The 14,174-nt window shown below is 41.4% G+C and carries 6 protein-coding genes; 1 reads left to right on the top strand and 5 read right to left on the bottom strand.

From position 1 onward, the window contains the following. Positions 1-126 precede the first annotated feature (126 nt). The 5 genes from AB1K91_RS13320 to AB1K91_RS13300 all read right to left on the bottom strand — a co-directional run bounded on the left by AB1K91_RS13320 (position 127) and on the right by AB1K91_RS13300 (position 13,333). Complete coding sequence (locus AB1K91_RS13320; protein WP_413090418.1) at positions 127-1,674, bottom strand: glycosyltransferase; 1,548 nt, start codon at positions 1,672-1,674, stop codon at positions 127-129. A 196-nt stretch (positions 1,675-1,870) separates the two neighbouring features. Further along, on the bottom strand, positions 1,871-3,478 hold the full coding sequence (locus tag AB1K91_RS13315) for a glycosyltransferase family 2 protein (RefSeq protein WP_413090416.1): 1,608 nt from the start codon (positions 3,476-3,478) through the stop codon (positions 1,871-1,873). A 109-nt stretch (positions 3,479-3,587) separates the two neighbouring features. Continuing rightward, positions 3,588-6,572: a peptidoglycan recognition protein family protein gene (locus AB1K91_RS13310; RefSeq protein ID WP_413090414.1), complete on the bottom strand. Its 2,985-nt coding sequence runs from the start codon at positions 6,570-6,572 to the stop codon at positions 3,588-3,590. Positions 6,573-6,771: 199 nt separating this feature from the next. Next, positions 6,772-10,872, bottom strand: a complete 4,101-nt coding sequence (locus AB1K91_RS13305) for a GW dipeptide domain-containing protein (protein WP_413090412.1) — start codon at positions 10,870-10,872, stop codon at positions 6,772-6,774. A gap of 334 nt (positions 10,873-11,206) precedes the next feature. Next, positions 11,207-13,333 (bottom strand): CDP-glycerol glycerophosphotransferase family protein, encoded by a 2,127-nt coding sequence (locus AB1K91_RS13300; protein ID WP_413090410.1) that lies wholly within the window; start codon positions 13,331-13,333, stop codon positions 11,207-11,209. Positions 13,334-13,715: 382 nt separating this feature from the next. On the opposite strand from AB1K91_RS13300, the gene tagD reads away from it, so the two are divergent. Next, positions 13,716-14,114 carry a glycerol-3-phosphate cytidylyltransferase gene (tagD, locus tag AB1K91_RS13295; RefSeq protein WP_093725223.1) on the top strand — a complete coding sequence of 133 codons (399 nt, stop codon included), beginning with the start codon at positions 13,716-13,718 and terminating at the stop codon, positions 14,112-14,114. Positions 14,115-14,174: the final 60 nt, after the last annotated feature.

Genomic DNA, 14,174 nt, shown 5'->3' with positions numbered 1-14,174 from the left:
AAACCATCTGGTAGGAATCTTCGTATGATAGACCTACCCATTATGCCACGAAAACAGAAACTTTACAATTATTCACATAGAATTTACACAAATAGAAAACAGCCGGTAATAAACCGGCTGTTTTGTTTATTTACGTCCAAATCCAAAGAAAGATCGTTTCTTTTCTTTTGGCTTGTCGTCTTCCAATGCAGTATAGGTTTGTCCGAACATCTCGACCCAATCCTTCTTGAAGCTCTCTTCACTGAATCGCTCGGTGACTTCTGTCGCCCTTGCGGAAAGTCTGTCCCGAAGGCTGCTGTCTTTCATGATGGCTACCACTTTTTCTGCCAGCGCTTTTTGATCGCCTTTTTTGACTAAATATCCATCAACATCATTCCGGATGATATCTTTAGGTCCGTACTTAATGTCGTACGATACCGCTGGAGTTCCTGCAGCAAGTGTTTCCGTCAGTACCATACCAAAGCCTTCAAAGTCAGAGGTCAAGATGGTACAGGCAGCTGATTGATAAGATGCTGCCGGATTAGAGGAGAAACCTAAAAGCTTCACATTCTGTTCCAGACCGAGCTGTTTGATTTGTTTCTTCAGGTCATTTTCAAGCGGACCCATCCCGTAAATATGGTATTCAGCATCCGGTATTCTTTCCACCACATGCTTAAAGGCCGCTATCCCCTCATCCAGTCGCTTTTGCGGTTCAAATCGAGCCAATGTCACAGCTACTTTCGGATTGTATCCCTGCTGTGGACTAGGTGTATCTGGAGCCGCATGCGGAATGACGTGGAGCTTAGTCGTCACATCGTAGCGGGAAGTAATGTCTTTTTCCTGTTCATTTGTCAAAAAGACAACGTGATCAAACGAGTTGATTCCTTCTGTAAAATGAGTCCATGATTTTTTCGTGTTAGCTGACTCATCATATGGAGATTCGAAATGGTTATTGTGCGCAACGGCAATCTTTTCCACAACCGCTTTTACTAACAGAACGGTTTCATCTGTTTTTCGGGAATCAGACAGCAGCACCGGTGTGTTATAATCCTTAATAGCTTGCCCGATCCATGCTGCATAGGCCTTGTGAATGGAGTCATACTCTACATCCGTGTTACCGAATACAATGACTCGTCCTTCACTTCCAGAAGGATTCACCCAGGCTGTCAGTTTGCAGCTGCCATCTTTCATTAAGTAACGATGCAGCTTAGGCTTGTTTGTTGCATGGTCCATATGGCTTGTACGAACGAGACGTCCATCCCGCAAGAATTCCGCCCGGCTAAGCCGTGTACGGCTTTCATCCATGTAATCGATGAACTTCAATGATCCATCCCCATTGAAGCGGCGATATTCCTTATAATATCCGTTGTCATAATAACGGAAAGCCAGCTGCGTACTCTTGTTATCCTGGATGGAGCGAAAGCCTTCCACTTCAGTACTCGCCTTCTTCGGCTTGTCTATCAACTGTATATCAAGTAAATCGGTATAAAAATTTCGTACTTTGACTTTTCTGCTGAGCTGACCCGACTTATATAATTTCTCAATGATATTCTTATGATCCTGCTGATAAGCAAGTGTAAAGAAAACCACTTCTTCATAATGCTCTGCCAGCATATTCGCACGTTTCATCACAGCCTTGGTAAGCCCGCCGCGTTCTACATTCAGTGAATTAAATACGAATACAGGTGTTTTCATTTTCTGTATCCTCCTAAGCAATCTTCATTTTGAATTCAAAAGCAATTGCTGATGCTACCTTGATCTTCTCTCAGGTAAAATCATTATTTTCACTGCATCGGCTGTATCACCAATTCTTGGGTTGATGACAATCAGCGGAGCAGTCTATTACACAAAAATAGCACAAAAATCTTCTAAAGAAAAATAAAATAGTGAATCATGCTTGAATAATGCGTTTTAATTTATTTTTAACACGCAGCTTTCTAGAAAGCTGCTTTGGTTTGGGCTTGTTCGCGAGGCTTACTTTAAAGGACAAATTACCATGTTTCGTGTTGTAGGATTCCGCCACAACGAATTTATTCCTTTTTTCCTTCAATGTTCCTTTGATTTTGGGGAAGGAAAGCACTTCTCCTTTGATACGTGCTGTTATCGTATAATCCTCAATTCTGCTTACTACATGCAAATCGACTATACTGTCCTCAGTCTGCAGCCAGTGCAATACGGAAAACGGAATGATCGCGTGGAATGTCATCACCTGCTGCTTCTCTAGTATATCAGATTGGATTGGAACAGGTGACTCACTATCTTTCGGTCCTTTTGCCATCTCGATGGACGTCGTTGTCTCACCTTTCCGATTGACAAGCTTCAAATACATTTTTTCTTTTTCCGCATCTACATGTGAATGGTAGTTGTATCCTTCCAGGATGATACCTTCTGCTCCCTTCGTGATACGAGTCACCACGGCATGCATATCATTCTTTCTATGGAAAGAGAGAGATTCAGCTTTGGCTAACTCATACGCTTTCTCTGATTTAGGATAGACCAGTCCATGAAAGACTTGCATATTCCCGGGGTGGCTTTCGGCATACCAAAAATTGATCAAATCTTCCAGCTCACCTTGTTCGATCAGGCGCAGAAGCAGTTTTTGCCTAGCATTGAAGAAATTATAAAATTCAAGGAACTTATGTTCTTTGATCAATGCTTTTAACGTATTAAAGATATACGCTTTGTCCTCCATAAGAAATGAACGTACAATGATGGCACGCAATTCCACATGCAGGATACGATGTATGTATTGATAATACGCCATTAACTTTTTTTCTTTTGGAAGTTCCAGCTCTCGAATTGTTTGGAGCGTATCCGTCATGGCATACATATAGCTTTTGCCCTTTATCCCTTGCTTGGTGAGCTGTTCACGGCCTTCTGTTAAATGGTTGGTTGCGTAATAGACTGGATAATCTTTCACCAAAGCGATGGAGGACGAATAGGAGTAGGCCTTCACCATGAATGCTTGATCTTCTCCAAGCGAATAATGTTCCGGAAAACGAATTTTGTACTTTCTCAACAAGTCCAGCCTAAATAGTTTTACCGCTCCAATTGAATAAAGAGCATTAGAACCAAAAAACTGGAAGTTATCTGGATTTCTGTTAAAGATTGCCGTCGGGACTCCGCGATTTACACCTTCATACTTGCCGACGACAATATCCGGATTGTATGCAAGAATCTTTTCTTCCATCCGCTCAAAAGCTTCCAGGCCAAAGTAATCATCACCGTCAATAAAAAAGATAAAATCCCCTGTTGCAGCTTCGATTGCCCTGTTCCTGGGGCCACTTGGTGATCCGCTGTTTTCTTGATGGAAGACCTTGATGCAGCTATGAGCTGCACTGTATTCTTCCAAAATTACGGGGCTGTCATCCGTAGATCCGTCATTGACACAGATGACTTCCAGTTTGTCTGTGCCGATCGTTTGATTAACAATGCTGTCTAAACACGTTCTTATCGTACTCTCGTCATTATATACTGGTACTGCTATTGTGTATTTCATATTTTCCTCCGTATTCTTTACCAATTGCACTATACTATTTTACCTTCTTTTGTCATAATGTGTAACAATAAAACGTGCATATCATGTAGAATATGCACGTTTTTTTATTTCATTTCTTTAAGTATGCTGAATGGATCCATACTTCTTTCCCATTCAGTATTCCGCGATACCAAGTTGCCTTGTTTACCTTTTCAATGAGATTGACTTGGAATGCAGCGTTTTTATACCCTCTGAGGTTGTATATAAGATCTTTGGAACCGCCCCATGCTTTTGTATATGCTTTACCTGTACCTTTGACATAAAGCGTTTGCTTTTCGTGACTATAGGTTGTATGTGGATGTGTATCCATTTGTCTGGAATCCACCCAGCCTAACGTTCCCTTGACACTGCTCGGTTTTGTACTGATCAAATAGTATGTTTTATCGTTTACGACTGCCTGTTTCTTGATGTAGTACACAGCATTTGTATAGCCGTCTTTTGCCTTCTTGGCGTCAAGCGGCATACCTGGCTGTTTCAATATGACAGCATCCGCGTTGAGATGTCCTAATCTGCTGATTCTTTTTTCTGTTTTAGTCGAGAGATAGGCACTATGCAGCCACATTTCCTTCCCATTGAGAGTTCCGCGGTACCAAGTTGCCTTGTTCACCTTCTCAACCAGATTAACCTGGAAAGGCTGTCCTTCGAATTTTTTCATGTATTTTTCGACTATATCTTTGGAACCACCCCATGCTTTGCTATAAGATTTTCCTGTACCTTTGACATAAAGCGTTTGCTTTTCGTGACTATAGGTTGTATGCGGATGTGTATCCATTTGTCTGGAATCCACCCAGCCTACCGTTCCTTTGACACTGCTCGGTTTTGTACTGATCAAATAGTATGTTTTATCGTTTACGACTGCCTGTTTTTTGATGTAGTACACAGCATTTGTATAGCCGTCTTTTGCCTTCTTGGCGTCAAGCGGCATACCTGGCTGTTTCAAAATGACAGCACCCGCGTTGAGATGTCCTAATCTGCTGATTCTTTTTTCTGTTTTAGTCGAGAGATAGGCACTATGCAGCCACATTTCCTTCCCATTGAGAGTTCCGCGGTACCAAGTTGCCTTGTTCACCTTCTCAACCAGATTGACTTGGAAAGGCTGACCTTCGAATTGTTTCATATTTTTCTCTATTATATTCTTCGAACCGCCCCATGCTTTGTCATAGGACTTACCATTACCTTTTATGTATAATGTTTGTTTCTTTTCACTAGATGCTTTGTGAGAAAGTGTCTCCATTTGGCTGGAATCGACCCAGCCGACAAGCTGCCTTACTTTGCTTGGAGCATAACTGATAAGGTAATATAGGCGTCCGTTTTTTTCCACTTTCTGCTTAATGTAATAAACTTGATTGTAATCCTTGTCACTTGCATTGCGATAATCCGTGGAAATTAAGATATTCGTGTAGATTTTAGCGCCTTTATTCAAATGGCCCAATCTGCTTGTGTTGGAGATGATACGCTTATCTGACAGATCACCTGCAAGAATCCATACTTCCTTCCCGTTCAGCTTACCTCGAATCCATGTATTCTTGCCTACTGTTTCTGTCAGATTCGCCTCAAAAGCTGCACCTTTGAATTTGAAGAGCTCATAAACGAGATTTTTTGATCCGCCCCATGTTTTATTGTAGGCTTTTCCGGAACCTTTGACAGTATACGTAGCTTTTTCTTTGTTTACCGTCCGATGTTCCTGCATTTGCGTATCACTGGCCTTAATCCAGCCGATTGTATTTTTCGTGCTGCTCGGCTGTGTACTTAACAAGTAATAAGTAGTGCCATTGACCACTGCCTGTTTCTTTATGTAATACACTTGATTCGTGTATTTACTGCTTGCTTTGAAACTATTGCCGAGATTTGTCACATCTTTATAAATTAATATATTTGCAGATTTGATATGACCCAGTTTACTAGTTTTGCTGTACTTGATAGATTTTTGATCATATCTTTCTTTTACGAGCTTGACAAAGTCATTCCATTGATAGCCATATTTCGCAAAATAGCCATGCGGATCGACGTGCGTTGTACCGCCCAGGTATTTGCTGACCGCGTTATGCGACCATAAAGTACCTCTGCCATCGCTTTCAGCACTATCCACGCCCAAGTCATACTTTGCAAGGACATAAGCAATATAATCTGCGTAATTATTGATTGATTTAGCAAATTCTTCGAAACTATTCACTTCCACAAGCTCTACATGCACGAATCTTTGGTTGGCATAATACCCTGCCCCCCACGCTCCTAAGTCGGTGGGATGTATTTCGATGATATTTCCTCCATCGACAAATGCATGGACAAATGCATTCTGATGATGTGCCGACATGTAGTTGATTTCGGAACGTATGGAAGAGTTCGGATTGGCTGTTTCATGGGCAACAACACCCTCAACTGCACCACGTCCGCCCCTATAGTTGAACTTTGTAAAGAAACTCTTATGCTCCGTCTTGATGGAAGCTGTGGCTGGCTTGTGGTCCTTGATCCACTTGTTTACATCCGGGTAGTTTACTCGACTGGCTGAATACTGTTGAGCAGAAGACGAATGGAAGCTAGGCTCTTCCTCTACACCATCTCGCCATTCTATCGGGATGTATTGCAATTGCTCTTCTGAAAGCTTACTGATGTCCAGCCCGTAGACCATCGTGCCTTCTTTGATGCCGAACTCATTGTACTTTGCTGATTCTTTATCGTCTTTTTCTTGCTTTACTGGTTCCTTTTCCTTTTCATCCTGATCAGACTCATCTTTATCTGCCTGCTGCTGGGATGGACCCGCAGTCTCCTGCCCTTCTTCAGCAGACTGCTCCTGTTTATCCATTTCTACAGAAGTCTTATCCGATATATCTGTTCCAGATGATTCCTGCTGCTCCGCCGGCTCAGAAGAGGAGTCGACTTCTTCCATTGAATCTGCTGCTGTATCAGTTGCTTCGATATCTCCTGTGTCCTCCTCAGATGCTACTGAACTATCAACAGTCTCTTGGACAGTATCCTTATCATCTGCGAGCGCATTAAAAGGAAATAGGTTGAATAATAAAAGAAAGATTGCACTGATGGTGATTATTCTTTTCATGACTACCCTCTATGTGTTAGATTGAGATCGGTAATAGCGATCCTGTCTAATGTCACGCCCCCTTATCTGCAATAGAATAAGTTGAAACAAAAATTTTGCTATACCTGTTCCCTATTTAGGTATATCGGATTAAATTTAACAATTTAAAGAATAATTTACAAAAAAAGCACATTACCTCGAAAGGTAATGTGCTTTTCTCTTATTTATAGCTTGGTATTTCCATATACAAAGTATAAAGACCCATTGTTTGATAGAGATTATACATTGTATTTACCTGCTTATATGCCCAGCCTATATCTGTGGCATATTGCTTGCCGTACTTACCGGTATCTGCCATAGCTTGAGGATTCCAGCGCATTTTATAAAGCGTGTTCTGTCCGGAGTTGATATAGCCTTCGCCAATATACTTCGCTCCCCCGACAATTGCTTTATAGGGTGTTGTCCAGCCTTCTTTATATGCTCTTTCAGCACCACATTGTACTGCACAGGAATCATAGGCACCGACCCCGTACATATTGTAAACGGTCGTTCCTTTATAGTCGACACCTTGCGCTAATTGAGATTTACCGTTTCCAGTCTCAAGTGTGGAATGTGATACAAGATAAATATCATTGATTCCATATAATTTGCTCGCATCAAGGAAAGCCTGGCCCTGACCTTCCAGTGTGCCTTTACCTTTCAGGTATTTGTTTAATGTCTCTACTGTAGCATCACTGGAACGAGTGAGATCAAGGAATTGGAACCTCTGGCGATCATCATGGATAAAGTTATCCGGATTCAAGTAATACTCGATATCAGTGGGAGCTGGATTGACCCATTGACGAGTATTCGTGAATTCAATCTGGTACCAACTGCCAACTTGGCGGATGATATTCACCTTGGCTCCATTCTTCAATGTACCAACTACCCAGTAATTGGTACTCGGACCGCCACGGACATTCAATAAGTCAGCAGTTACAGTATTGTTTTTGATATATTGAGCAGATACATATGTATCGTACTCCTTATCCGTTTGAGGGGAAGCCTTTTGCTGAATAGAAATCGCCTCTTGCAACGTTAAATCATAATTTTGTTTCTGTTCATAACTTACTGCTACATAATCTTCATGGAGCCACATCTCTTTGCCATTCAAGACGCCGCGATACCAGATATCGTCGCCGACTTTCTCTGTCAAGTTAACGGAGAATTCCTGGCCTTTATAGGAGGACATGTTTGACTCGACCATGTCTTTTTTGCCGCCCCATGCTTTCGTATAAGATTTTCCTTTACCATTCGAATAATAAATCTTACTGTTTTTATCGATAGTAATATGGGAATGTGTGTCCATATCGTTTGCATTTACCCATCCAACCAATCCTTTTTTACTGCTTGGCTGCGTACTGATCAAGTAATATAGCGCATTTCCTATTTTCACTTGTTTCTTGATGTAATACACAGAATGCGTCAAGTTGGCATCTTCTGCGTCTTTCCAAGCAGAAAGATTGGATAGTTCTTCGTAAATCTTGGCATTTGCATTCAAGTGACCTAGTCTGCTTGTCTTTGATTCTTCATAAGGAGTCAAGTATTTACCGTTAATGAAGACTTCTTTGCCATTGAGCATACCTCTGTGCCAAGTGTTGCTGCCAACTTTTTCCGTCAAGTTGACTTGCATTAACTGGCCTTTTAGAGTGGACAGATCGAAGACTTTATCTTTATTGCCGCCCCATGCTTTTGTATACGCAAATCCGTTTCCATTCACGACGAAACTCTTTGCTTCTTTATCAGTTGTGACGTGCGGGTTTGTATCCATATCCGATGCCTTGACCCAGCCTACCAGACCTTTTTTACTGCTTGGCTGCTTACTGATCAAATAGTAAAGTTCATCCTCGACCTTGGCTTGTTTCTTGATGTAATAAACTGCATATGTGTAGCCTTCTTTGTCAGCACCGATGGTCCTGGTCGGATTATTCAGATCAGGATAGATAACAGCATCGCCATTCAAGTGACCAAGTAAGCTAGTTCGTTCTTCCTGGATATCCGGCTTATAAGCTTCCAGATAAGTGGAATGGATGAATACTTCCTTGCCCGCAAGCATACCGCGATACCAAGTATTGTCACCGACTTTTTCCGTCAGATTGACTTGCAGAAGCTGGCCTTTTTTAGATGATAGATCGTCAAAAACCAAATCTTTCTTACCGCCCCATGCTTTTGTATAAGCCTTTCCAGATCCTTTTACCACAAGTGTCTTTGCTTCTTTATCGGTAGTGACGTGCGGATGTGCATCCATATCCGACGCCTTGACCCAGCCTACTAAGCCATTCTTACTGCTTGGCTGCTTACTGATCAAATAGTAGAGTACGTTGCCGATTTTAGCTTGTTTTTTAATGTAGTATACAGCATTCGTATATCCTTCTTTGGCAGCACCAATAGACTTGGCGGGATTATTCAAATCCGGATAAATCACTGCATCCCCGTTCAAATGGCCTAATATGCTAGTTCTCTCTTCCTTAACCACCGGCTTGTACGCTTCCAGGTCAGATGATTTGATGAATACTTCCTTCCCTGCAAGCATACCGCGATACCAGGTTACATCACCGACTTTTTCAGTCAAATTGACTATCAGCGGCTGGCCTTTCTTAGAGGACAAGTCACTGTAAACGACGTCTTTCTTTCCGCCCCATGCTTTTGTATAAGCCTTTCCAGAGCCTTTCACTGCCAATGTCTTCGCATCTTTATCAGTCGTTACGTGGGGGTGTGCATCCATATCGGACGCCTTTACCCAGCCTACCAAACCTTTCTTACTGCTAGGCTGCTTGCTGATCAAATAGTAAAGCACATTGCCAACTTTTGCTTGTTTCTTGATATAGTATACAGCGTTTGTATACCCTTCTTTGGCTGCACCAATGGACTTGGAGAAGTTATCCAGTTCAGGATGAATGACTGCATCGCCATTCAAATGCCCTAGTATACTGGTTTTCTCTTCTTGATAGGTTTCGAGATAGGAAGCTTCGATGAATACTTCTTTTCCTGCCAGCATGCCGCGATACCATGTTTTATTGCCAACTTGTTCCGTCAAATGAACTTGGAATAGTTGACCTTTTTTACTGGATAAGTCAAAGACAATATCTTTCTTTCCGCCCCATGCTTTTGTATAGGCATTGTTCGTCCCTTTGACCACAAAGGTCTTCGCTTTTTTATCTGTAGTGACATGGGAACGAGTATCCATATCAGACGCCTTTACCCAACCAACCAAATTCTTCGTGCTGCTAGGCTGCTTGCTGAGTAAGTAGTACAATGTACCATTCACGATTGCTTGTTTTTTTATGTAGTACACTGCGTTCGTTAAATTCGCATCTTCGGCATCTTTCCAAGTAGTAAGGCTGTTAATATCATCATAGATTTTGGCATTTGCATTCAGATGACCTAACCGACTTGTTTTACTGTCTTCATAAGAAGTCAGATATTCAGCGTCGATATTGACCTTCTTACCTGCAAGTGTTCCATGATAGTAAGTTTTATCTCCGACTTTTTCGGAATAATCAGCTTTGAATAATTCACCTTTGTAGTTCTTCAGTGTATATACTAAGTCTTTCTTTCCGCCCCAAGGCTTCGTATAAGCATTGCCGGTACCTTTTATGGTGAAAGTCGCTTGTTGAACAGACTTGCCGCCATAATTGCGGGTATCCATATCGGAAGCTTTGACCCAGCCTACTACACCATCCGTAGCACTCGGCTGCTTGCTGATCAAATAATATGTCACATTATTCCATTTTGCTTGTTTCTTCAAATAATAAACAATATTTGTGTAACCAGCAGCTTCAGCATCAATCGAATTTGACGTATCCGTCAAATTCGGGTAGATGACAGCATTTCCATTCAAATGGCCAATTCTGTCTAATGCTGATTCAACAGGAGCGGCAACAGAAGCAGCTCGCATTGTCTTCCCAGCCTCTTCTTTCTCTACAGACTGCTCTGCAGACTGTTCATCCTGCTGTTTTTCTGAAGAAGTGCTTTCTTGTGTATTTGGTTCAGTTGATGTTGCAGGATCGGAAGATGAAGCCTTCCCTGACTCGCTGCTGTTGCTGGATTCTTGCTTCGCGGCAGCCTCTGAACCATCTACCTCTACCGTTGTTCCTTCTTGATCGGACTGCTCTTCTGTTTCCCCTTCTTCCCCTGGGGATTGAAGTTCAGAAGATGGATTATCTATAGATACTTCCGAGCCAACTGTTTCGTCACCCGATTTGGCAGCAAGAACAAGATTCGCTGGTGATAGCGTACTGAAAACTAAAATCGCAATTAATAAGTAAATGACTTTCTTCATTTCGGCCTCCACTTCACAGAATATTCAATTTTCAAGTAGCAAGATATATGCATTGCGACATCCGAAAATCCTTGCTTATTCATTAACCACTCCTTCTTTTATACCAGGAATAGAGAATAACACTAGATTGATAGGTAACTTTTTACCTATGCTACTATCATTCTACAAAAGTATACAAAACTTTACAATCTATTATTAAATTTTCATTTTATTTACAATTCAAAATGGTACTATTTATTCAATTATTTCCATTTAATTGTAAAATAGTTATCATACTCAATCATCAAAAGAAGTTAATAAAAAAACCACCATCAATTCACGACGGTGGTTCATCTTATTTAATCACTTGTTTCACAACGCGCTCGGAAGCTCTTCCATCCTCCAAGTAACAGAATCGGTTATAAAACGCTTCAAACCGCTCATCTGGCTGGTAGCCTTCCCGATCAATCCGTTTCACTTCCTGGATGATCTGCTCTGTTCGTTTGAACAAAGGCCCTGGCGCTGTCTCTTCGAAATCAAAGTAGAAACCGCGGAGATTGTCTCGATAATCATCCAAATCGTACACGAAGAACATCATCGGACGACGCAGGTTGGCATAGTCGAAGAATACGGAGGAATAATCCGTGATCAGCATATCTGCCATTAAATAAAGCTCCCGGATATCTTCATGCTTGGAGAAGTCATATGCAAATCCTTCATAACTGGAAAGATCCAGATTCTCAGCCACAAGATAATGCAGTCGCAGGACTACAATATACTCGTCACCCAATTCCTGACGCATACGTTCCAAATCCAGCTCCAAATCGAATTTGTACTTTCCTTTTTGGTAGAACTGATTATCCCGCCATGTCGGCGCGTACAGAATGATTTTCTTCTCCTCTGATAGCCCACAGCTCTTTTTCAGCGCATCGATGTTCTCTGGCTTATTATGTGTATAAAGGAAATCGTTTCGCGGATATCCTGTTTCGAGCATGTCCTTGTCAAAGGCGAAAGCTCGGGCGAAAATTTCACTGGAATAGGCATTCGGTGAAATAAGGTAATCCCATTTAGATGCTTCGAATAAGAAGTTTCGCTTATATGCCTCCGTATTTGTTCCTGGCATATGCACCTCGTCCATATCTGCAGCAAGTCGTTTCAGCGGCGTGCCATGCCATGTTTGCAAGTAAATCGTATGATTTGGTTTTGGAATCCATAGCGGCAGCCGGCTATTTGATACCCAATAACGAGCCCTTGTCATCAGGAATAACCAACGGATCGAGAACCGGCGCACATATGGCACATCTTTTGTTTCAAAGTAAGGCACTGCACGGCGGTCGGAGCTCCAGTACATCTTGTACTCCGGATGATGTTCACACATGTATTCATAAATCGCCCTTGGGTTATCACTATACTGCTTGCCGAGGAAACTTTCGAAAACCATCAGCTTCTTATCGACAGGAAGGATAGCCCCGAATAGCTTGAATACTTGCTTATAGCTGTTTTTGAGAAATTTCCCCCGGCGGATGTTGACCCATTTCCGCTTTGCTCGTGATACGCTATCCCGAATAAAGAAATACTCAGCCGTCTGGATAGAAAGATATTTTGATTTCTTTGTCAATCTTGCCGTCATTTTGAATTTCTTACCGTTAATAGTCGTCTTCACAGATGCAGGAAGTGCTGGATCCCTCTTCAGATGACGCATCCGGATACTGCGGATTGTCTGTTTCTTTCCATCTATTGAATAAGTAAGTTCCACATAAAACTTGAAAAACTTCTTCTCATCCATATCAATGTGCGGGATTATATCAAATTCCCCTTCAAATCCAGAATGGCGAAGCAGCTCATTGCCTTCATATTTATCTGCTAAATCTTCGCGTTCTTTAAAGTGAAGCGGAAAGACCTGCTCTTCTTCTTCATTCAGGTTATTTGTCACGATCAGTTTTAATTCTTCCAGTTTGTATCGTTCATTTTGATAAAGCGGAGCATAGTTAAAGGAACCTGAAAAATGAAGTGAACCTTGTTTCTTCAAATGTACTTCTTCCAAATTGGCAAAGAACACATAATCATTCACCCGGAAAGATACATTCCCTTTCCCGGTACGATACGGGTAAAATACCTTGTCCGTTCCTGGTATGAAATAGGAATGATATTGCAGATGCTCCGGCGGGTTGGAGATTCGTGCCCGCTTCGTCTCCCCTTCGTTTTCCCGTGCAACATACAAATCCCACATAACTCCATCTGTCAACATTTGTGTATGTTCAGACGGATCAAGTGTCACTTTACAAATCGTATATTCATCCACACTATGGTCTTCTTCAAAAGTCAGGTAAATTTCTTCATTTGTATAACGATTCATCAATAGGAATCGATATGTCTCATAATCAGCGATATAGGAGGCTTTGATCGGAATCTCCATATAGAAAATCCCCGCATCAATCCGAACCGATATGGCTCTCCTATTTCGAAGGCTGATGTTTTCCATACAGTACTTCTCCTCTCAACTTACAAATCCATTCCTTATTATAAATTTCATATGTAGGTAATTCAACAATGCGTTTGTAAAGTTCTTTACACATACTTCGTATTTTAAATGGATTTATTTGCTCTTCGTTAGCATGTTTCATCCTTAGACATTTATTCATTTTCAACCAAATGCAGGAAATCCAGCTAAATATGTATGCGTTTTCGACAATACTAGCATATATTTGCATTCTATTATCATAGCAGACTTGAAATTTAATTAAAATGTAAATATAATGTTAATCAGGTGTAAATGTTATGATCTATACTTACACTGTGACAATGAAGATGCAGACAACTTTTATATATGAAAAACCAAAACTAAAAGGAAATGAGGCACAACAATGAAGAAAGTAATTACGTACGGTACATTTGATTTGTTGCACTGGGGCCATGTGAACTTACTTCGCCGCGCGAAGGAAATGGGCGATTATCTTATCGTGGCAATCTCTTCCGATGAATTCAATAAGCTAAAAGACAAGAAGTCTTACCACAGCTTTGAAAACCGCAAAATGATCCTTGAAGCGATTCGTTATGTGGATGAAGTCATCGCAGAAGAAAGCTGGGATCAAAAAGTTCGCGACGTCGTGGACCATAATATTGATGTATTCGTCATGGGTAGTGACTGGGAAGGCAAATTCGACTTCCTAAAAGAACATTGTGAAGTTGTTTACCTGCCGCGCACAGTCGGTATCTCCACTTCTAAGATCAAAGACGATCTTCTAGAAGTGAATAATGGTTAGAGAAATTGCTATTTCTCTCTATCTAGCGTTCTTTAAAACGCTATTCATATTTTTCAAGCT

The sequence above is a fragment of the Terribacillus jepli genome, assembly GCF_047228925.1.
Classification (GTDB): Bacteria; Bacillota; Bacilli; order Bacillales; family Amphibacillaceae; genus Terribacillus.
This window is presented reverse-complemented; position numbering and strand designations above follow the sequence as displayed.

Bases quoted from the DNA above. Each gene is read 5' to 3' on its own strand.
- AB1K91_RS13320 (WP_413090418.1), bottom strand. From the start codon at position 1,674: ATGAAAACACCTGTATTCGTATTTAATTCACTGAATGTAGAACGCGGC.
- AB1K91_RS13315 (WP_413090416.1), bottom strand. From the start codon at position 3,478: ATGAAATACACAATAGCAGTACCAGTATATAATGACGAGAGTACGATA.
- AB1K91_RS13310 (WP_413090414.1), bottom strand. From the start codon at position 6,572: ATGAAAAGAATAATCACCATCAGTGCAATCTTTCTTTTATTATTCAAC.
- AB1K91_RS13305 (WP_413090412.1), bottom strand. From the start codon at position 10,872: ATGAAGAAAGTCATTTACTTATTAATTGCGATTTTAGTTTTCAGTACG.
- AB1K91_RS13300 (WP_413090410.1), bottom strand. From the start codon at position 13,333: ATGGAAAACATCAGCCTTCGAAATAGGAGAGCCATATCGGTTCGGATT.
- tagD (WP_093725223.1), top strand. From the start codon at position 13,716: ATGAAGAAAGTAATTACGTACGGTACATTTGATTTGTTGCACTGGGGC.